The 19775-nt window shown below is 69.6% G+C and carries 18 protein-coding genes and 4 pseudogenes; 2 read left to right on the top strand and 20 right to left on the bottom strand.

Translation table 11 applies throughout. The features are described from left to right. Positions 1-36 precede the first annotated feature (36 nt). The 6 genes from IH09_RS18005 to IH09_RS17985 all read right to left on the bottom strand — a co-directional run bounded on the left by IH09_RS18005 (position 37) and on the right by IH09_RS17985 (position 4870). Positions 37-774, bottom strand: coding sequence for a class E sortase (locus IH09_RS18005; protein ID WP_052857311.1), 738 nt, complete (start codon positions 772-774; stop codon positions 37-39). 26 nt (positions 775-800) lie between these two features. After that, positions 801-2405, bottom strand: coding sequence for a class E sortase (locus IH09_RS18000; protein WP_052857310.1), 1605 nt, complete (start codon positions 2403-2405; stop codon positions 801-803). Continuing rightward, positions 2402-3067, bottom strand: coding sequence for an aminodeoxychorismate/anthranilate synthase component II (locus tag IH09_RS17995; RefSeq protein ID WP_052857309.1), 666 nt, complete (start codon positions 3065-3067; stop codon positions 2402-2404). Before IH09_RS17995 ends, IH09_RS18000 begins: the two co-directional genes overlap by 4 nt. Continuing rightward, on the bottom strand, positions 3064-3240 hold the full coding sequence (locus tag IH09_RS39130) for a hypothetical protein (protein WP_094793607.1): 177 nt from the start codon (positions 3238-3240) through the stop codon (positions 3064-3066). The genes IH09_RS17995 and IH09_RS39130 overlap by 4 nt, the downstream gene beginning before the upstream one ends. A gap of 80 nt (positions 3241-3320) precedes the next feature. Continuing rightward, a complete protein-coding gene (locus IH09_RS17990; protein ID WP_052857308.1) occupies positions 3321-4061 on the bottom strand; it encodes a class E sortase in 741 nt (246 codons plus the stop codon). A 38-nt stretch (positions 4062-4099) separates the two neighbouring features. Further along, positions 4100-4870 carry a DUF881 domain-containing protein gene (locus IH09_RS17985; protein ID WP_052857307.1) on the bottom strand — a complete coding sequence of 257 codons (771 nt, stop codon included), beginning with the start codon at positions 4868-4870 and terminating at the stop codon, positions 4100-4102. Between the two features lie 144 nt (positions 4871-5014). On the opposite strand from IH09_RS17985, the gene crgA reads away from it, so the two are divergent. After that, positions 5015-5269, top strand: coding sequence for a cell division protein CrgA (gene crgA / locus IH09_RS17980; RefSeq protein WP_052857306.1), 255 nt, complete (start codon positions 5015-5017; stop codon positions 5267-5269). Between the two features lie 236 nt (positions 5270-5505). Here the strand turns inward: crgA and IH09_RS17975 are convergent, their stop codons facing one another. Then, complete coding sequence (locus IH09_RS17975) at positions 5506-6423, bottom strand: rhomboid family intramembrane serine protease (RefSeq protein WP_052857305.1); 918 nt, start codon at positions 6421-6423, stop codon at positions 5506-5508. Between the two features lie 192 nt (positions 6424-6615). Next, the gene (locus IH09_RS17970; protein WP_052857304.1) at positions 6616-7143 is read right to left on the bottom strand and encodes a peptidylprolyl isomerase; all 528 of its coding nucleotides are present in this window, start codon (positions 7141-7143) and stop codon (positions 6616-6618) included. A 318-nt stretch (positions 7144-7461) separates the two neighbouring features. Here IH09_RS17970 and IH09_RS17965 point away from each other — a divergent pair, with 318 nt between their 5' ends. Further along, on the top strand, positions 7462-8187 hold the full coding sequence (locus IH09_RS17965; protein ID WP_052857303.1) for a DUF5324 family protein: 726 nt from the start codon (positions 7462-7464) through the stop codon (positions 8185-8187). A gap of 279 nt (positions 8188-8466) precedes the next feature. On the opposite strand, the pseudogene IH09_RS37400 reads toward IH09_RS17965, so the two are convergent. From IH09_RS37400 to IH09_RS39125, 12 genes and pseudogenes are all read right to left on the bottom strand, one after another. Then, positions 8467-8544 (bottom strand): annotated as a pseudogene (locus IH09_RS37400) (integrase core domain-containing protein); the annotation flags it as partial. Then, positions 8522-8705: pseudogene (locus IH09_RS39960) on the bottom strand (IS481 family transposase); the annotation flags it as partial. The pseudogenes IH09_RS39960 and IH09_RS37400, both read right to left, overlap by 23 nt. Before the next feature lie 230 nt (positions 8706-8935). After that, positions 8936-9073 (bottom strand): annotated as a pseudogene (locus IH09_RS39955) (IS5 family transposase); the annotation flags it as partial. 172 nt (positions 9074-9245) lie between these two features. After that, positions 9246-10322 carry a YVTN family beta-propeller repeat protein gene (locus IH09_RS17960; RefSeq protein WP_190233329.1) on the bottom strand — a complete coding sequence of 359 codons (1077 nt, stop codon included), beginning with the start codon at positions 10320-10322 and terminating at the stop codon, positions 9246-9248. 491 nt (positions 10323-10813) lie between these two features. Next, positions 10814-11491: a hypothetical protein gene (locus IH09_RS17955; protein WP_190233328.1), complete on the bottom strand. Its 678-nt coding sequence runs from the start codon at positions 11489-11491 to the stop codon at positions 10814-10816. Then, a complete protein-coding gene (locus IH09_RS17950) occupies positions 11476-11973 on the bottom strand; it encodes a sigma-70 family RNA polymerase sigma factor (RefSeq protein ID WP_318279482.1) in 498 nt (165 codons plus the stop codon). The genes IH09_RS17955 and IH09_RS17950 overlap by 16 nt, the downstream gene beginning before the upstream one ends. Positions 11974-13404: 1431 nt before the next feature. Beyond that, a pseudogene (locus IH09_RS37385) lies at positions 13405-13500 on the bottom strand (thioesterase); the annotation flags it as partial. Between the two features lie 57 nt (positions 13501-13557). Further along, positions 13558-14196 carry a response regulator gene (locus IH09_RS17940; RefSeq protein ID WP_052857300.1) on the bottom strand — a complete coding sequence of 213 codons (639 nt, stop codon included), beginning with the start codon at positions 14194-14196 and terminating at the stop codon, positions 13558-13560. Then, a complete protein-coding gene (locus IH09_RS17935; protein WP_172450969.1) occupies positions 14160-15458 on the bottom strand; it encodes a sensor histidine kinase in 1299 nt (432 codons plus the stop codon). Before IH09_RS17935 ends, IH09_RS17940 begins: the two co-directional genes overlap by 37 nt. 95 nt (positions 15459-15553) lie before the next feature. Continuing rightward, on the bottom strand, positions 15554-18064 hold the full coding sequence (locus tag IH09_RS17930) for an ABC transporter permease (RefSeq protein WP_052857299.1): 2511 nt from the start codon (positions 18062-18064) through the stop codon (positions 15554-15556). Then, positions 18064-18867, bottom strand: coding sequence for an ABC transporter ATP-binding protein (locus tag IH09_RS17925; RefSeq protein ID WP_052857298.1), 804 nt, complete (start codon positions 18865-18867; stop codon positions 18064-18066). The genes IH09_RS17930 and IH09_RS17925 overlap by 1 nt, the downstream gene beginning before the upstream one ends. A gap of 53 nt (positions 18868-18920) precedes the next feature. Next, positions 18921-19154 carry a hypothetical protein gene (locus tag IH09_RS39125; RefSeq protein WP_143682199.1) on the bottom strand — a complete coding sequence of 78 codons (234 nt, stop codon included), beginning with the start codon at positions 19152-19154 and terminating at the stop codon, positions 18921-18923. Positions 19155-19775 lie beyond the last annotated feature (621 nt).

The raw sequence follows: 19775 nt of genomic DNA, 5'->3' as shown, positions 1-19775 counted from the left end.
GAGGGGAGGCGGGCGGAACCCGTCCGGTGCTGCGGCTCAGCGCAGTTCCTTCGGACGCGTACGGTCCGCGTCGACCTTCTCGGTGCGCTCCAGCTCGCCCCACACGATGTAGCGGTAGTTCGAGGTGTAGACCGGAGTGCAGGTCGTGAGCGTGATGTAGCGGCCGGCCTGACGCTTACCGGACTCCTTCGGGACGGCGTCCAGGACATCCACGTTGTACTTCGAGGTCTCCTCCAGCGTCGCGTAGACCTTGTAGATGTACCAGGTGTCCTTGGACTCGAAGACGATCGGGTCGCCGTCCTTGAGCTTGTCGATGTTGTGGAACTTCGCGCCGTGTCCATCGCGGTGGGCGGCGAGCGTGAAGTTGCCCTTCTTGTCCTGCGGCAGCCCCGACTTGACCGGCTCGGTGTAGTAGCCGGCCACCCCCTCGTTGAGGATCTCGGAGTCGGTGCCCTTCTTGACCAGCATCTCTCCACCGCTCATCGCCGGTACATGGAGAAAGCCGATGCCGTCCTTGGTGTCCAGCGCGCCCGGCCCCTTGGGACCGCTGGTCGCCCAGTGCTTGCGCACCTGGTCGCCCTGCTTGTTCGCCTCACGGTCGGCGAGGACGTTGGTCCACCACAGCGAGTAGGCGACGAACAGGGCCAGGATCACCCCGGCCGTGATCAGCAGCTCGCCGATGACGCTGACGACGGAGGCGATGATCCCCCGTGCGCGGCGCGGCGCGGGGGACGGCGACCGGTCGGTGTCCTCGTCGTATCCGGTGGCAGTCACCGCGTAGTACCCCTTTTTACGTTCGCTCAGCTGTCGAGCGCATCCGGCTTGCCCTTGCTCCGCGGTCGCTCGTCGACCATCTTGCCCCAGACGATCATCCGGTAGGTACTGGTGAATTCCGGGGTACAGGTCGTCAGTGTGATGTAGCGGCCCGGACCGCTGAACCCCGAACCCTGCGGCACCGGTTGGATGACGCTCACGTTCTTCGGTGAGGTCTGCGGGAGGATGCTCTCCATCTCGAAGGTGTAGTAAGCGCCCTGCGTCTCGACGACGATCTTGTCGCCCTTGGTGAGCTTGTTGATATAGCGGAACGGCTCGCCATGGGTGTTGCGGTGGCCCGCCACCGCGAAGTTGCCCTTCGCGTCCCAGGGCATCGCCGTCTTGATCCCGCTGCGCTCGTCGTAATGGCCGACCATGCCGTGGTCCAGCACGCTGTGCTTGTCGATTCCCTCGGCGATCGGGACCTTCACATCCAGCTTCGGGATATACATGATCGCGAAGCGCTCACCGGCCGCGAGGTTCTTCTTCTCCCCGGCGCCGCTGCTCCATTCGTGCTGGAGCGTGTTGGCGGCACCGCCGGCCTGCTGCTGGGCCAGCACATTCGTCCACCACAGCTGGTAGGTGACGAAGAGCAGCATCAGCACGCCGAGGGTGATGAACACTTCGCCCACCGCCCGGCTGAGGATCAGGCTGGGGCTGTCCTTGGCGGCCCGCTCGGCACGCCGCGCCGCCAGCCGGGAGGTCGGCGCCGGCGCCGGTTCGGCGTCCGAGGCGGCGGCAGCACCGGCGGCGGCCGGACCACCGTGGCGGCCGCGCTTACCGCCCCGCTTGGCGGCCTCCTGCGCGGCCTTACGTCGCGCGGCACGGCCGCCGGACGACGGCACCATCGCTGTTTCACGTGAATCCGTTGTTTCACGTGAAACAGCGTCCGTTTCACGGTCGGGCGCGTGCCCGTCGAAGCGTGTCGCACCAAGCTCCTCAGCCTGACGCAGCGCCATGGTCTCGTCGTCCTGCCGCGGTCCGCCGGACGGCGGCCGGGCCGGGGCCGGGGCCCGCGGTACGGCGTAGGGCGCGGATATCGGTTCGGACGGCGTGGGCGCGGAGGTGTATCCGGGGCCATGGCCCTGGCCGTGTCCGGCGGGCTCGGGCACATAGGGCCGCGGCTGCGGCGGCACTGCCTCGTAGGGCTGCGGTGGCGGCGGCTGATGCTGCGGCTGCGGTCGGTCGGTCGGCTGCGACCGGACCGGCGACTCCGGCTCCTGATGCGGCCGGAACCACGGTGAGCCCTGCCGCCCGGCCCCTGGTGTGGCCTGCGGAGCGCCCTGCCCACTGTCCTGGGGCCTGTTGGCATGGCGCCCGCCGGTCCCGGAGGACGCGGCGGGCGGTGCCGGCTGCGCGGCGGGGGCGGTCCGTCTGTGCTGCCCGTACGGCGCGGGCGCCGGGGCCGGTGCGGGCCGGCCCGGGAGCGGATCGTTCAGCGGATCGTCGAGTTGCCCGACCGCCGCCTCGAAGGCGTCGTCCGTCTCGAACGGATCGCGGCGCCCGTACGGATCCTGCGGCTCATAGGGCTGCTGCGGTGGCTCGTGCGGCTCGTGGGCTCTCCCTTCACGCTCGGGGCGCAGGGCGGTCACGCGCCGGCCTTGCCGACCACCGGGGCCAGCCCCGTCGAGCGCTCCACGGCTCCCTTGTCGCCGCACTCCACCAGCCAGTTGGCCAGCATCCGGTGCCCCCACTCGGTCAGCACCGACTCCGGGTGGAACTGCACGCCCTCCACCGGAAGCTCTCGGTGCCGCAGCCCCATCGCGATCCGCCCCGCCGCAGCACCCGGGGCGCCCCCGGTCTCCGTCCAGGCCGTGACGGTCAGCTCGTCTGGGACGGTGTCCCACTCGACGGCGAGGGAGTGGTAGCGGGTGGCGGTGAAGGGGGAGGGCAGACCGGCGAAGACGCCGGAGCCCTCGTGGGAGACGAGCGAGGTCTTGCCGTGCAGCAGCTCGGGCGCCCGGTCGACCACACCGCCGTAGGCGACCGCCATCGACTGCATGCCCAGGCAGACGCCGAAGACCGGGACGCCGGTGTCCGCGCAGTGTCGGACCATGTCGACGCAGACGCCGGCCTGCTCGGGCGTGCCGGGCCCTGGTGACAGCAGTACGCCGTCGAAACCGTCCTGGGCATGGCTCGGCGCGACCTCGTCGTTGCGCAGCACCTCGCATTCGGCGCCCAGTTGGTAGAGGTACTGAACGAGGTTGAAGACGAAGCTGTCGTAGTTGTCGACAACGAGAATCCGTGCGGTCATCGGACGGCTGCCATCCCTCGGTCGACCGTGACGTCATTGAAGGGGAGCATCGGCTCCGCCCACGGAAAGACGTACTGGAAAAGCACGAAGACGACCGCCAGCACCAGCACGAGTGAGATGAACGCCTTCACCCATGCGTTGCCCGGCAGATGCCGCCAGATCCAGCCGTACATGCTGTCGCTGTCCCCTTGCCGATGCCGATGACGATGTCGATTGCCCCACCAGAGTAAAGGGAGAGGGTCGGGCAGGGGGGTCAGCCGGTCAAAGCCGATGGCCTTCCTCGCCCCACGGGTTGGGTGGCGTCGAGGTGTGCCCAGGCGATCAGCCGGTGGCTGTGACCCCACTCCGGCTCGCAGGTCGTCAGCGTGAGATAGCGTCCGGGGCCGTCGTAGCCGGACTTCCGCGGCACCGGATCGATCACCCCGATGTCGCTGGGCAGCGTCGTATAGGGCCGCTTGTCGATGCGGTAGGTGAACCAGGTCATGCCGTCGCTCAGCACCACGGCGTCGCCGGGCCGCAGCTGCGGGAAGTCCTTGAACGGGTCACCGTAGGTCCTGCGGTGCCCGGCGACCGCGAAGTTGCCGGTCGCACCGAGCCGCGCGGTCCGCTCGTAGTGGCCGAGGCCGCGCTTGAGGGTGTCGGTGGCGGTGCCCTGGAGAACGGGCTTGGCCCAGTCGGCGCCGAAGCGCGGGATGTACATGACGGCGAAGGACGTGCCGTCCGCGTACGCGGGCTGTCGCGGTTGCTCCCCGGCGGCGCCGCCCGACGGTCCGGCCGCGGTTCCGCTGCCGCCCGTGGCACCCGGGCCGCCGCTCCCGCCGCCGGCGGCCGGTCCCGCCGACCAGAGCTGCTGCAAGGCGCCGAGCTCGCCGTCCATCGCGCTGTCGGCCCGTACGCCGGTCCAGAAGAGCACGTAGACGACGAAGAGGACGATCAAGGTGCCGAGGGTGACGAGGATTTCGCTGACCGTCCGCACGATCCACCGCACCGTCATACCGGCCCCGCTCCTCCCGCCGCCCCGCGGCGCGCGGGTTACGGCTTCACAGGCTGTGCGTAGTGCAGATCCACTGTGCCGGAGTAGCCGGGCAGAGTCACCGTGTCGTGCTGGTCGACTTTCCAGCCCAGTCCGTAGGCGTTCACGTACTGGAGGTAGTTCCGGATGGCGGGGGCGGCGTTCAGCGCCTTGTTCAGCGCATCGCGGTCGCCTACGGCGGTGACCTTGTAGGGCGGCGAGTAGACGCGGCCCTGGAGGATCAGGGTGTTACCGACGCAGCGCACCGCACTGGTGGAGATCAGCCGCTGGTCCATGACCCTGATGCCCTTGGCCCCGCCCTGCCACAGGGTGTTGACGACGGCTTGCAGATCCTGCTGGTGGATGACCAGGTCGTTGGGCTGCGGGTCGGGCACTCCGGGGATCTTGGCGGTGGCGTTCGGCGGGGCGTCGGTGAGCGTGACGCTCACCCCCTGGCCTGCCACCGGTTTGCTGCCGGCGTCCTTCTCCAGCGCCCTGAGCTTGGCGTCCTCGGCCTTGGAGCTGTCGTTGTCACGCTGCGCGAGGCCGTCGACGTCCGCGCGCAGGGTGGCGTTCCGATCGTCCTGGGTGCCGTTCTTGTTGCTGCGTTCCTGGATGAGGTCGGAGAGCCGCAGCATCGAATCGTCCGAGCGGAGGTTCGTGCCCCGCGCGGTGTCGAAACTCAGCCAGAACATCAGGCCGGCGAGGGCGAAGACGGCGAGGGTGAGAATCCGCACGGGCCGCAGACGGCGGCGGGCGGGGCGGCCAGGGGAGTCGGCGGAATTGCTCAACGTACCCTTACTCCTTACGACGCCGCGGAAGCACTACGCTAACGGACGCCCCGGGCGAGAAATCGCTCCCCGCCGCTTCCTCCCCCGGCTTCCATCCCGTACGGCCCCGCGCGGTCACGCAGCGCATCGACAGGAGAGTTCCTCGTGCCGAAGTCACGGATCCGCAAGAAGGACGACTTCACGCCGCCGCCGGCGAAGACCACCAGCCTGAAGATGAACCCAGGCCGTGGCTGGGTCGCGCCGCTGATGCTGGCGATGTTCCTTATCGGACTCGCCTGGATCATCCTCTTCTACGTGTCCGAAGGCGATCTCCCGATCAAGGCCATGGGCAACTGGAACATCGTGTGCGGCTTCGGCTTCATCGCGGTGGGGTTCGGCGTATCCACACAGTGGAAGTAGGGCAAGCCCTGCCCAAGACCATCCACACGGTTATCCACAGCCGGGGAAAACTTCAGAAGATCTGTGGATAACTTCCGGGAGGTTGACGCCGGTGTGACCGGTGGCACCCGCACCCGACCCCGCCCTTCCCCTGCCCTGTCTGGGGAAACGTAGGTCAGTGCGATCCGGAACGGATGTTCCCCACAGCATGCACAAGATCCACCACGCACTGTGGACAACTTGACGGAACGGGCCCTTCAGCCCACCAGCTGAAGGGTCCGTACCCACACCACGGCGATGATCGCCAGCAGCGCCACCACGCACGTCCCGATGTGCACCAGCGTCCGGCGGTCACGCGGCGCGTGCACCATTCCGTACGCCACCGCGGCGCCGACGACCAGCCCGCCGACATGGGCCTGCCAGGCGATATTCGGCCACAGGAACGTGAAGACCAGGTTGAGGCCGAGCAGGATCAGCACCGGCTTCATGTCGTAGTTCAGCCGGCGCAGCAGGACGGCGGTCGCGCCCAGCAGCCCGAAGATCGCGCCGGACGCCCCGAGCGAGGGCTGGTTCTGTGCGGCGAGGAGATATGACAGGGCGCTGCCGCCCAGACCGGCGAGCAGATAGAGGGTGAGGTAGCGGGCCCGGCCGAGCGCCGCCTCCAACGGCGGCCCCAGCCACCACAGCGACAGCATGTTGAACGCGATGTGCGCGATCTCCTGATGCAGGAACACCGCGGTGATCAGGCGGTACCACTGGCCGTCGGCGACTCCGACGAGCCCGCCCAGCGCCGGGTCCAGAGCCAGGCCGATCATGTCGAACCGGGCGACCAGATCGCTGTGCAGCCGGTCGCCGAAGTAGACCGCCGCGAAGACCGCCACATTGATGCCGAGCAGGATCATGGTGACCAGCCGCGGGTTGGCGGCAATCGTGCTGCCCGCGATCGTGCGCGGCGCCATCGCGTGCGCCGAGTGCCCGGTGCCGCCGCTGCCGCGGACGCAGTCCGGGCACTGGAAGCCGACCGAGGCGCTGACCATGCAGTCCGGGCAGATCGGCTTCTCACAGCGGGCGCAGCGGATGCCGGTCTGCCGGTCCGGATGGCGGTAACAGCCCGGCAGGCCGTCGCCACTCTGCGCGTTGTGCGGCTCCTGCGGGCTGCCTGGCACCTGATCCATCGGTCCCCTACCTCGTCCTCTCCGGCGTCGGCCCGCCGGCGCGTAACAACACCGCCCCGCCCGGTGTACGACCGGGCGGGGCGTAATGGTTCCCCGGAGCGGGACGCGCTCGGTCCACGCCCGCGATTCGGGCCGGGCCGAGCCGGACCGAACGGGAGCGGACCGGGCCGGTCCGGACCGGGGCGTACCCGACTAGCGGGTCTCGATGACGACCGACTCGATGACGACGTCCTGGACGGGACGGTCGGTGCGCGGGTTGGTCTGGGTGTTGCCGATGGCGTCCACGACCTTCTTGCCGGCGTCGGTGGTGACCTCACCAAAGATGGTGTGCTTGCCGGTCAGCCACGCGGTCGGCGCGACGGTGATGAAGAACTGCGAGCCGTTGGTGCCCGGACCGGCGTTGGCCATGGCCAGCAGGTACGGCTTGTTGAAGGCCAGGTCGGGGTGGAACTCGTCCCCGAACTCATAGCCGGGGCCACCGGTGCCGTTGCCCAGCGGGTCGCCGCCCTGGAGCATGAAACCGCTGATCACGCGGTGGAAGACCGTACCGTCGTACAGCCTGTCCTTGGACTTCTTGCCGGTCGCCGGATGCGTCCACTCCCGCTCACCGGTGGCGAGCTCGACGAAGTTCTTGACCGTCTTGGGGGCATGGTTCGGCAGGAGCCGAATCTCGATGTCGCCCTGGTTGGTCTTCAGGGTGGCGTAGAGCTGTTCAGCCACGATCTACCTTCCATAAGTCTTCACTGACGGTTCCCGATCCTCGCATGGACCGGCCCGCGCGTCGTGCGGCCACCTCCCGGCGGCCTTCGTACGGACCTCTTTCCGCGCGCCGGGGCCGTGGAACCAGGCACACACCACGCCGAACCGTGGCATTGTCGTCCCAAGGCTCCGGAAGGTCCGCAATGACCCGGATGCCCGTTCGCGCATGCCGTACGACGCGCGACCGGGCATGATCGTCAATCGGGTGGACAGGCGACCCAGCAGACCTGGGGGAGCAGCCCCCGAAGCTCCGGACACGCCACCGAGGAGGAGGATCCCGTGACCCGCAAGGACAGCGTGCGCACCGCGACCGGTACGGCCAAGGACAGCGTGCGGCACGCCGCGGAGGTGGTGGCTCCGTACGCCGGTACGGCCAGGGAAACCGCCGTGCACTACGCCCATGAGGCCCGCACCCGCATGGCCCCCAGGGTGGCCGAAGCCGCGCAGCAGGCCCGTTCGCACTACGACACCCATCTCCAGCCGCGCATCGAGTCCGCGCGCGGCGCCCTGCCGCCCAAGGTGGACGCCGCGGCGAACCGCGCCGCCTGCCGGACCCGTAAGGCCGCCCGGCAGGCCGCCGAGTACACGGCGCCGCGGGTGGAGAGCGCCGTGCTCAGCGCCCGCGCCGCCGCCGAGCCGGTCCGCGAGGAGGCCCTCGCCCGGGGCGCCGCCGCACTCGCCGCCCTGCGCGGCCAGGTGACCGCCGCCGAAATCGAGAAGCTCGCCAGGAAGCACCACCGCAGGGCCTGCTGCGGCAAGCTCGCCAAGCGGCTCACGATCGTCGGCGTCCTGGCCGTCGGCGCGGTCGCCGCCTGGAAGTGGTGGGACAAGCAGGCCAACCCGGACTGGCTGGTCGAGCCGCCCGCCCCCACCGAGGTCGTCGACCGCGGCCGGCTGAGCTCGGTGGACGGCGGCGGGGGCGCCGCCACCGACCGGGAGCCCCAGGCCAAGCCGGACGGCGCCGGACCCGACTCCGACGAACACGGCGGCCCCACCCCGGCCTGACACCGACCGGCCACGAGGGCGCCGGCCGTGCCCGCCGCTCCTCCCGGGGCGGCGGGGATGGCCGGTGGGGCGGCGTCGCGGTGGTCATTCGGGGCGGGCCGCCCCATGCCATCCAGAAGCACGAAAAGAGGCCCTCCGATATGCGTTTCCCGCACGTCGGAGGGCCTCTGACACTGTGGAGCCCAGGGAGTCGAACCCAAAGCTGAGACGCGTCTCAGCTGCGGCTCCTCCGGAAAACCGGGAGAAAGACCCAGTTTTCCGTTGCGCTCGATGGCATTCGTAGGCCCATTCGTCCAGGAGGGTGCGGGTGAAGCGTTCGACTTTGCCGTTGGTCTGTGGCCGGTAGGGCCGGGACCGGACCGATCCGGGCCGGTCCCAGCTTCCGCCGTGTCCTGAGTGTGCAGACCTGGGCATCGGTCCGGGCCGGAGTGCGGTGAAGTGTCGTGTGCGGGCGGCTGGAACAGTCGGCCAGGCCCGCCGCGCCCTGCCCGCCACCGGCGTACCTGCTTGTGGGCCGTCGGACTTATCGGCGTTCCCATATGCCCTTTCCCCTTGGAACTGCAAGGGGAATTCTTCATGAATCACAAGCGTTTACGCATACCCGTGGCCACTGCCATTACTGCAGAATCCATCGGCGTCGCCGCGCCGGCCGCAACTGCACCGCTGCCGAGATCGCCGCTTTCAAGACGGCAGCGAATGCCGCGTGCGTACTCCTGCACTGCGTCCTGGTCCGGCAGGCGGCGCACCGCGCGGCGGTGACCCACACTGCCGGCAGCAGGCCGGGGATATCAGCGATGATGCTCCGATTCCTGCCCACGATCTTCTTGCCGGCATCGATGCCCTGGGTGTCAGCGGGGACGTTCGTGGAGACTTTGACGCTCTGAGACCGCATCGCCCGGAGAAGACGTCGCCGCGCAGATCGTCGCCGACTCCACGGGTGTCCCGGAGCGTCGCCGTAAGCGTGCACGCGGCCGGTCCGGATCCTGCCCCGGACCACAGCGGACCGCCCCAACCGTCGCGCCGTGGCAGGCGGCCTCGCGGCCGCCTGCCACTGAGGCTCAGCGCGTTCCGAGCGTCCGGGTCACCTTGAGGGCGGCCACATCGACTTCGGCGACGGTCAGGTCCTCGTTGAGGACCCACGCGGTCTTCGAGTCGGCGCTGAAGTTGATGGCCTGGCGGGGTCCCTTCAGGCCCTTCACCGTGCCGCGTACCCTGCCGTCGGCCGGGTTGACGGCGGTCAGCGAATTACCCTCCAGGTTCCCGGAGAAGAGGACCTTCCCGTCGGGAGAGAGCGCGGCACCGTAGGGCTTCTTCCCCACCGCGATCCGCTTCAGGGTCGCGCCGGACGCGGTGTCGACGACGGACACCGTGTCGGTCCCGCTGTTGGCGGCGTAGAGCCGGGTTCCGTCGCGGCTGATGGAGAGTCCCCGGACTTCCTTGAACCCCTCGATCTGCTGCAGGGTCTTCCTGGTCTTGACGTCGACGACCGTGATCCGGTCGCCCTTGTAGTTGGTGACGTACAGCTTGTCCCCCGCGGGGGCGAGCTTGACCCCTTGACGCGGTTCGGCGAAACCGGTGAGGACGGCATCCGCCCTGCTGCCGGTCTGGTCGACCACCGTGACCGTGCCCGCCGCTTCATTGTTGGCGTACAGCCACTTGCCGTCCTTGGACTGTGCGGTGCCGAACACTCCGGCGCCGAGCGGGAGGCGCTTGACCACCTGGAAGCTTCTCAGGGAGATCCGGTCCACGACACCGAGGGTGCTGTCGGACACGGTGAAGCTCTTGCCGTCCGGGGCGAAGAGGATGTTGCGCGGGCTGACGTATCCGTTGATCTTCGTGATCTTCCGGCCCCGGCGCACATCGATGACGACGAGGTGGTCCGTCTTGGAGTTCGTGACCACCGCGACGCGCTCGTCCGGGCTGACCGCCATGGTGTTGTTGCTGATGTGGGGGTCGAACGGCTTGGGGGCTCCGCCGAGGGTTCCGTTGTAGGCGCCGAACGTCGGTACCGCGGCGTGCCGCGCGGAGGCCGCGGCCGGGCCCTCGTCCGCCGAAGCCATCGCGGCCGGGATGGCCAGGACGGCAGCGGCGGTGGCGCCGATAAGTATCCGGCGAGTTACCTTGGCGTGTTTCACGTGGAACATCTCCTTGCTTCAGGGCACCCACCCGCTGTGGATGCCCGTACGGCCCTGCACGACGCGAGTCCCCGAACCTGCACGGACACGGTCACCGGCGGCCTCCGCCGTACCGGTTCCCACCGGAGGCTTCGCCGAGGTCCGTGAACCCTTTTCCGGTCCGCGCCCGGGTGAGCGCGACATGACCGCGGCCACATCCGGAGAGCGGCACTGCTGCGTACCGCTCGTGCTCTCCGCCGGCCCGGTGACTGCTTTCATGAGGGATACGCACGAGCACCGCACCGCGTTGAACGAAAGATCGCCCGATCGTCGGGAGAGGCGGCGCCGGACCCACGGGACCTGCCCGCTCCCGGAAGGTCCCTCCATCCGCACGTCGAGGGAACGGACCGGAGAACAGCGCGCGTTCACGGGACTTCGCCGACCCGCCGTGCGGGAGGCGCCGGCAACGGCCGGCGGGGGCGTCGCCCCGTCGGCCGTTGCCCCTGCGGTTGTCAGGCCGGGGAGGAGCCCACGGGCAAGCGGCTCACCACGTGCCCGCTCTCATCCTCTGCGAGCAGTTCGGTGATGGTGTCTTTCCGCATGGCGGTCACCATGCGGAAGGACACCCGCTCGCCGCTCTCGGCCCGTACCGTGCCGGCGGGGATGCGCACACCGCGGGCGTTGACGGTCATCACCTGGTAGGTCTCGCCCGCCGCCAGGCCCGACAGGGCCACCGGGACCTCGGTGCCCCACGGGCGGTCCACCATCTTTCCCTGACGCACCATCACCACTGGTCCCGCGTCGGCCGTGCGGCCCGCCTGGTCCGCCGCACCGAGTGGGATGATCGCCGCGACGGCCACGGCGGCGGCGACGATGACGCTCACCGCGGTCGCCCGCCAGGGACGGAACCGGGCGGTCCCGGCGCCGGCCGCCTCCCGGCGGATGCGGTGCCCGAGCCCCCACGAAGGGCGCGCCTGCGGTCCGGAGTCCGGTGCGGGCTCCCAGCCCTCGCGCGGGTTCGCCCGCCGCAGTGTGCGGACCACGTCCTGCGTCTCGGCTGCTTCACGTGTGCAGTCCGGGCACTGGACCAGATGCCGGGAGAGCTCCTTCGGCAGCGGCCTCCCGAGCAGCAGCAGCTCGGTGAGGAGCCCTCGGTGGGGAAGACATTCGTTGTTCATGGTGCCAGCCACCCGTTCTCCTCCAGGACGAGCCGCAGAGACCGCACCCCGTAGTACAGGCGACTGCGCATGGTGGAAGCCGGAATTCCCAGCTCCTCCCCCAGTTCGGCGCAGGTACGGCCGCCGAGGTACACCCCCACCACCGCCTCTCTGTGCTGCGGGCTCAGCCGTTCCAGGGCCTCCCCGAGCTGTATCCGGTCAAGAAGCTGATCGATGTCGTTGAACGCCGGCGACGGTTCGGGCGCCACGTCCCACGGCGCGAGGCCGGGGCACTCAGAGACCTTGCGCCGCCGCATGGCGTCCACCACGAGGTTCCGGACGATGGCGAACAACCAGGTCCGCAGGCTGCCCTGCCCCGGGTCGAAGCCGCGTGGCGACCGCCAGGCGCGGAGGAAGGTCTCCTGCACCACGTCCTCGGCGAGTTGCCGGTCGCCCAGCGCCTTGAAGGCGAACCCGAAGAGTTCGCCGCCGTAGAGATCGTAGGCAGCCCCCACCTCTCGCTCCGTCCGGAATCTGACGGGCTCCGGGGCGGTCGTCGCCGTCCGTCCGCGCAGCCACCGCAGCGGGTTACCGCTTACAGCCACGGCTGCTCGCATCCGTTCGGCGCCAGGCGTTCATGGTGCTTCCCCATCTCCCGAGACGACGTTCGCTACGGGATACGCGCGCCCCACCGCGTGTGTTGAAACTACGGCAAGAAAAATCGCGGCCGCCCGGAAAATCCGCGCCAGCTCCTGCCGTACCGGGCGCGATCACAGGGCGGATCGCGACGGCGCCGGGGGCACCCCCGGCTCGCCGTCCCGCGTGATGCGCCTGGGGGCCGGCCGGCCGGGCGAAGGGCCGCATGCCCCGTCCCCGCCTTGGCGTGCGCACATATGCACACATGCGCTCACCGCATAGGCACCAAAAAAGCCCCCTGAAACCACGCTTCCGCAGATCAGAGGGCACTTATCTTGTGGAGCCCAGGAGAGTCGAACCCGAAACGGGCAACGCTTCGACCTGTGGCTTTACCAAGTCTTGACGAGAGAATCGGACTTTCCAACCCTTTTGTCCCCTGCTACACCTTGCTCGACTTCGCTCGATCGGCCCCCTGTGCCCACTGGTGGGCACACCATCGAAAGCTGTTGCGCCTGAAACCCACTTACGATGAAAACCCCGGAATCATAGGCTTCCGAGCCCCTCCATATCCAGCAAAGTAGCAAATAGGCTGCCGTCCGATTCAGCAGCGGGTCGCCGAATCGCTCAACCCGAGGCAAGACCGGAACGCAGATCGGAAGACCCTCGACCGGGTCGAGAGCTTCATCAACGGCCAGTCGCATCAGAACGAGAATCCGCCCTATTCGTCCTCTTCGATGGGCACCATCAATAAGCGGAATGTTGGCTCAAAAGCCGGCACGCCTTGGGCGGTCTACAGCCGATCGACGTGCTTCACAAGGCCACTACCCACAGGTAGGCGGCCTTCGTGCTTTCAGTCCACGGGTGCATCTTCAATCCGTACGAGGCCACCGGCGAGAGGCCTCGCCGGTAGAGCCGCGGTCTGAGCTCGTGAAGGTAGCGGGTCTCCACGTTCCCGAACTTGTCCGGGTTGAAGGCGGCGAAGGTCGCGGACGCCGCGCGAGGTCGGCAGCCTGGAGCATCTCGATGCGCTTCAGCTGATCGATCCGCCCACCCTTGGGGTCGAGGGCCGGCCAATGGATGCGGCAGTCGTACCCGCCCCGAAGGTTCGCCTCGTACTCGCGCAGCTTGGCCAGTTCCATGCGCACGATGTGGGCAAGTGTGTACGTCATGATCGCCGAGGAGTCACGCGCGAACCAGGACAGCCGCTCCAGGAGGAAGCGCAAGGTGTGCATGTACGCCTGGTCCTCGTTGAGCTCGGACGCCCCGACTAGGTGGCGTTTGCACACCACGACGCTGGAGATCGTTGCCCACTGGCGGCCCGGATGCCGCAGGGCGAGCACGTCCACGGAGGCAGGCATGCCCGCCGAAACCGGACGGTGGAAAGACGCCGAGCCCCCTGCGTGCAGCCTGCGTCGGGCCCGAGGGCCCGACGGCCGCCCCTAGAGCTACCCCAAACGGGCTGCTCAGGCGTTGAGATACGCCAGAACCGCGAGCACCCGACGGTTGCTGTCGCTCGACGCCGGCAGCAGAAGCTTGCTGAAGATGCTGGAGATGTGCTTCGCGGCGGCGCCCTCGGTGACGGTGAGCCGCTGGGCGATCGCCAGGTTCGAGCAGCCCTCGGCCATCAGCGACAGCACCTCCTGCTCGCGCGCGCTGAGCGAGGCAAGCGGTTCGTCCCGGGCGTGGCTCGTCATCAACTGGGCGACGACGGCGGGGTCCATGGCCGTGCCGCCGGCCGCGACCCGTCGCACGGAGTCGATGAACTGCTCGTCGTCCAGGTCCTTCAGCAGATAGCCGATCCCGCCGGTGCCGTCGGCCAGCAACTCGCGGGCGTACATCTGTTCGACGTGCTGGGAGAGGACGAGGATCGGCAGGCCGGGCTGCTCGCGGCGGGCCCGCAGAGCCGCCTGGAGGCCCTCGGTGGTGAAGGTGGGCGGAAGCCGTACGTCGACGACGGCCACGTCGGGGCGGTGCTCGGCGAGCGCGGCGGCGAGGTCCGTGCCGTTGTCGACTGCGGCGACGACTTCAAAACCGTACTCCTCGAACAGTTGGATGATCCCCTGCCTCAGGAGGAAGAGGTCTTCTGCGAGGACAACGCGCACGGCAACTCCATCTTCATCACGGTCGGACCGCCCTGAGGGCTGTCGATCTCCAAAACCCCGTCAAAGGATGCCAGTCGTCGCCGGATGCCCTCCAGACCGCTCCCGGCGGACAGGTCGGCGCCGCCCCGGCCGTCGTCGGTGACCAGGGCGTTCAGGACGCCGTCCGCGTACCGGGCCACGACCTGCACCGTTTCGGCGTCGGCGTGCTTGAGGGTGTTGGCCAGCAGCTCCGAGACCGCGAAGTACACGGCGGACTCGACCGGGTCGGGCAGCGGGCCGGGCAGATCCGTCTCGACGCTGACGCCCAGCGGGCTGGCCAGGCCCAGGGCGCGCAGGGCGTCGGCCAGGCCGCGCTCGGCGAGCACCGGCGGGTGGATGCCGTGGACCAGATCGCGCAGTTCGCGCAGGGCCTGCACGGAGGAGGCGCGGGCCTGGCGCAGCAGCAGCCGGGCCACCTCCGGGTCCCGGGTCATCTTGCGGTCCACGGAGCCGAGTTGGAGGCCCAGGCTGACCAGCCGGGCCTGGGCGCCGTCGTGCAGGTCGCGTTCGATACGGCGCAGTTCGGCGGCCTGCACGTCCAGGGCGCCGGAGCGGGTCTCCGCCAGGTACCGCACGCGGGAGGTCAGTTGGGACCTGCGGGTCGGGCCGAGCAGGAAGCGCACGAAGTAGGCGTAGCCCCGGAGCACCAGGGGGCCGAGGAAGACCCAGGCGGCGAACACCACGACGGCCAGCAGCCCCGCGGACAGTGCAGCCGGCCAGCTGTCGACCGTGACGGACGCGTACCAGCGACCCGTGCCGTCGTCGGCGAGGGGCAGCCAGAGGCCGCAGGCCAGGAACAGGCCCTCCCCGGCGTAGTAGAGCAGGGCGGCCGGTAGGAACCCGGCGAGGCCGACGACGCAGTTGAGCAGCAGCCACAGCATGTCCCGCCAGGTCGCGGGGTCGGCGAGGATCCACTTGCAGGTGCGCATCCAGCCGACGATGTCCTTCTCCACCTCTTCCGGCGCGGGCTGGTACGGCCGCTCCACGGGGACGCCGTAGCGGGCGGCCGCACGTCTGTTGAGGTCGGCCAGCCAGCGCACGGCCCGGGTCAGATACGGCAGCGCGAGGAAGCCGATGCCGATCGCACACAGGATGACGAAGTAGGACGTGGTGACGAAGAGAACGACCGACAGCAGGGCCCCGGTGGCGATCGCGACGCCGAACAGGGTGGCCCGACAGGCCCGGACCAGTCGGCCCCGCCACGTGGCCGGCACAGTCTGCATGCCCTCATGCTCCCATCCCCGGCCCGCCGTCCCCCCTGGGCCGTCCCCTCCTGGGGGAGCTGGGGCGACCCGACGGCCCAGCCGGGAACGGTAGTTCACGCGGCGTTCACCGTGTCCACGGCGGGGCCGCGCATGCCGCGCCACGAGGGCAGCAGGGTGGCACCGAACACCAGCAGCAGCGATCCGCCGACGATGGCAAGGTAGATGCCGATGGATCCGGAGGGCAGATACGAGTCGCTCTTGACGAGGCTGTACGGAACGATGGTCGTCGCCGCGGCGATCGTGCCGAGCACCGTGGCGACGACACCGATCAGGGCACCCTCCACGGACAGCATGCCGATCACCTGGCGGCGGGTGGCGCCGGTGAGCCGCTGGAGACCGAACTCCGCACGCCGCTTGCGGGTCACCGACACCAGGGTGTTGACGACCGTGATCGAGGCGTACCCGACGATCATCGCGACGATCGTGTAGTTCGCGGAGACCAGGATCTGCTGGATCTGGTTGTTGCGTCCGGCCAGCGAGGAACTGTCGTCCAGTTCGCTGCCGGGTAGCTGGGCGGCGAGCGCGGCGAGGCCTTCGAGGGCCCGGTCGCCGCTGCCGGAGTCGGCCCGGACCAGGATCTGCTGCGGCAGCCTCTCGCCGGTGTGCGCGGCGAGCAGGGACGCGGGCATCGTCAGGTAGGGCTGCTTGGGGTTGTCGGCGTAGAGGGCCACGACGGCGGGGTTCACCTTGGTGCCGTCACCGAGGTGCATCGGCAGCTTGTCGCCGACCTTCACCCCGTATTCCTCGGCCTTCTTGTCGGACAGGGCCACCGTGTCGCCGCTGAGGGCGGTCAGGTCACCGGCGACCTTGGGCAGGTCGAGGCTCTGCGCGACACCGCCTGCGGAGACTCCACGCAGGTCGACCTCGGCCGGGCCGTCCGGACCGTCCACGAAGCCGCGGGTGGTGACGAGCTCGGAGGCCGCGGCCACCCCGGGCGTCTGGCGCACCCGGTCGACGACGCCGGCTGCGAAGCCGCCCGTCGTGGAGTCGAGGACGTAGTCGGCGAGGACGTTCTGGTCGTAGGAGCTGCGGGAGACGTCGTTCTCGGTGGACTGCATGTACAGGGTGCCGGTGGCGATGCCGATCAGCAGGACGATCGGGGCGACGGCACCCGCCATCCGGACGTTGGCGGTGGCCGCGTTGCGCAGTGCGAGCCGGCCGGAGAGTCCGGAGAACGCGCGTACCGGCAGCTTGAGCAGCGCCACCATGAACGTGGTGATGCCGGGAGCGAGCAGGACCAGACCGATGCAGAAGAGTACGGACGCCGGTCCCGCGGTGCTGGCGAGGGTCGGGCCGTCCTCCATGACGGTGGCGGTGGCGACGGCCAGGCCGATGCCGTTGGCGAGGAAGAAGAGCGCGAACAGCAGGCGCGGCACGTTGAACCACTGGGTGCCGATGGTGGACTCGGCGACCGCGGCGATCGGCTCGGTGCGGGCGGCCCGCCGTCCGGCGAAGCGGGTGGCGCCCGCCGCGGCCAGAATGGTGACGATCGCGCCGACCGCCATGGGGACCGCACCGGCGTGGTAGGTGATCGAGGACGACACGACACCGCTGGACGTCAGCACCGCGAACAGGCCGCGCCCGATGGCGTATCCGGGCAGCAGGGCGAGCAGCACGGAAGCCACCGACAGCACGGCCGTCTCGGTGAGGATCATGCGGCGCAACTGCGTGGGAGTGGATCCGACGGCACGCAGCAGCGCCATCTCGCGGGCGCGCTGCTGGAGGGAGAGGGCCAGGGTGGAGGCCACGCCGAACATGACGATCAGCACGACCGAGGAGCCGAAGACGGCCGCGAGGATGACGACGGTGCGCTGTCCGGCCAGGGTGCCGGGCAGTTCGGCCAGTCCGCGGCTCTCGCCGGAGAACACCTCGGCGCGGTCACCCACCGCGGTGCTCACCGCTGCGGCGACCGTGTCGGCGCTGCTGCCGGACGCGGGCAGGACGGCGATCGAGTCGATCTGGCCGCCCGCGAGGGTGCGGGCCTGGTCATCGGTGAAGAACACGGCCGCGTGGGGGTTGCGGTCGCCGTTCTGCTCCGCGACGCCGCTGACCCGGAACTGCCGCGTGGTGCCCTCGACGACGATGCCGACCGTCGATCCCGGGCGGACACCGGCCTGTTCGGCCAGTGCCGTGTCGAGAACGACCTCGCCGCCGCCTGCGGGAGCTTTGCCGACGGCGAGGGTATAGGGGGTGAACGGGGCACTGGCCCAGCCGTGGCCGTACGAGGACGAGCCACTGGTCACCGGCTTGCCGTCCTTGAGGACGGTGGCGGGGAACGAGACGTCGCCGACGGCCTTGCCGACGCCGTCGGCCCCGGCCACCTGGCCGACCAGGCCGGGGTCGATGCGGTGACGCTCGGCCAGGGCGGTGGAGTGGTGGGTCTGTACGCCGCTGACGACGACCGGCGCCTCGTGCAGGCGCTGCGGTTCGGCCGCCATCCGTGAGCCCGTCTCCATCAGGCCCCCGCAGCCGATGACGATGGCGGCGCCGAAGAACATGGCGCAGAAGGTCGCGATGAAGCTGGTCCTGCGGAACTTCAGGGTGCGCAGTGCGAGACGCAACATCAGTACCGACCCCCGGAGGGCTGCGCCACGGCCTGGCGCTGGTTGTCGTCCTGCCAGGCACCGAGCCTGGTCATCCGGGCGGCGACGGCCTCGGCCGTCGGCCGGAGCAGTTCACCGGCGAAGGCGCCGTCGGCGAGGAACACCACGCGGTCCGCGTAGGAGGCGGCGACCGGGTCGTGGGTGACCATGACCAGGGTTTGGCGGGCGTTGTCGACGGACTCGCGCAGCAGACGGAGGACGGCACCCGCGGTGCGGGTGTCCAGGGCGCCGGTGGGCTCGTCCGCGAAGACCACCGCGGGTCGGGTCACCAGGGCACGGGCGATGGCTACGCGCTGCTGTTGGCCGCCGGACAGCTCGGAGGGCAGGTGGCCCAGCCGCTCGGCCAGGCCGACGCGCTGCACCACGTTGCGGATCAGGCCCTTGTCGGGGCGCTCACCGGCCAGCTGCAGGGGCAGCGTGATGTTCTCCATGACGGTCAGCGCGGGCAGCAGGTTGAAGGCTTGGAAGATGAAACCGATCCGGTTCCGGCGCAGCTTGGTCAGCTGGTCGTCGTCCAGCCCCGACAGGTCCGTACCACCGACGACGACCCTTCCGGAGGTGGGCCGGGCGAGCCCCGCCGCGCAATGCAGAAAGGTGCTCTTGCCCGATCCGGACGGACCCATCACGGCGGTGAAGGTGCCGTCGGCGAAGCCCAGGGAGAGCCCGCGGAGCGCGGCCACCTTGCTGTCGCCTCGGCCGTAGATCATCGAGACGGCGTCCAGCCGTACCGCCTCCGCCTGACGGAGGTCCTGTGAAGTGTGCACTGAGGGCTCCCCTATGAGCTGTAGCGCTTCTCACGCGGTATCTGTGATCCAGCCTAGAAACGGCGCAGCTGCGGCACATTGGCATTGACCAGCCGGTTCGAGGTAGAGGTTTCTCCACCTCGGCACGCCAGGTTCGGGCGGCCTGCGATCGACCCGATGTCACTGTGGTCGGCGGTGCTTTCGGTACGTTGCTCGACAAGGCGAGCAGCAGCAACCAGATCAAGATCTTCGTACAGCCCTGAGTGCAGGACGCCTGGCACGTGTCCGGCTTCGGTCCGGCGTTCCACTCCAGCACGGTCGTGGTGTTCGTCGCCGCGGCGCTGGTACCGGCGCCGGCCGCCCCGGCGGCGTACGTCCAGAGGCGACCCCGCTCCGTACCCCGGCCGGAAAGCGGCAGCCCGTACGGGGAGCACCGTGTGCGGGCCCTCCCGCGAACGATCAAGCTGACCACAGGCAGGCCCGCAGCGGCGAAGGGGACCAGACCGTGGCAGTGCAAAGGGACCAGACCGTGGCCGCACAGACGCGACGCACCCGCACCACCTGGCAGCTCCGCGGCACCCCCCTACGGTCTCGCCCTCACCGTCGTCCTCTCGGCGTGCGGCGGTGGCAGCAACGAGACCGCCGCGTCGCCGGGCGGCCCGGGGGTCCAGAGCATCTGCACTCTCGCCACTTTCGCCGCACCTGGCTCAGCCACTGCGCGGACTCCGGATACATCGCGCTCATTGCGCCACCCCGCCCACCACGAAGTACCGCCAACGTACGGGCCGGACATCACGGGCCACCGCGCCTCACGCAGCAGCCCGGCCCCACCCGAACTCGCGAAGCCCGGAAGGGGCTGCCTCGGGCCGGCCGCAGCATCAGGGCCCAGGAGATCCACCGAGACGACACGACCGAGCAAATCCCCGAAA

This window comes from Streptomyces celluloflavus, from assembly GCA_000720995.1.
Lineage (GTDB): Bacteria > Actinomycetota > Actinomycetes > Streptomycetales > Streptomycetaceae > Streptomyces > Streptomyces celluloflavus.
This window is presented reverse-complemented; position numbering and strand designations above follow the sequence as displayed.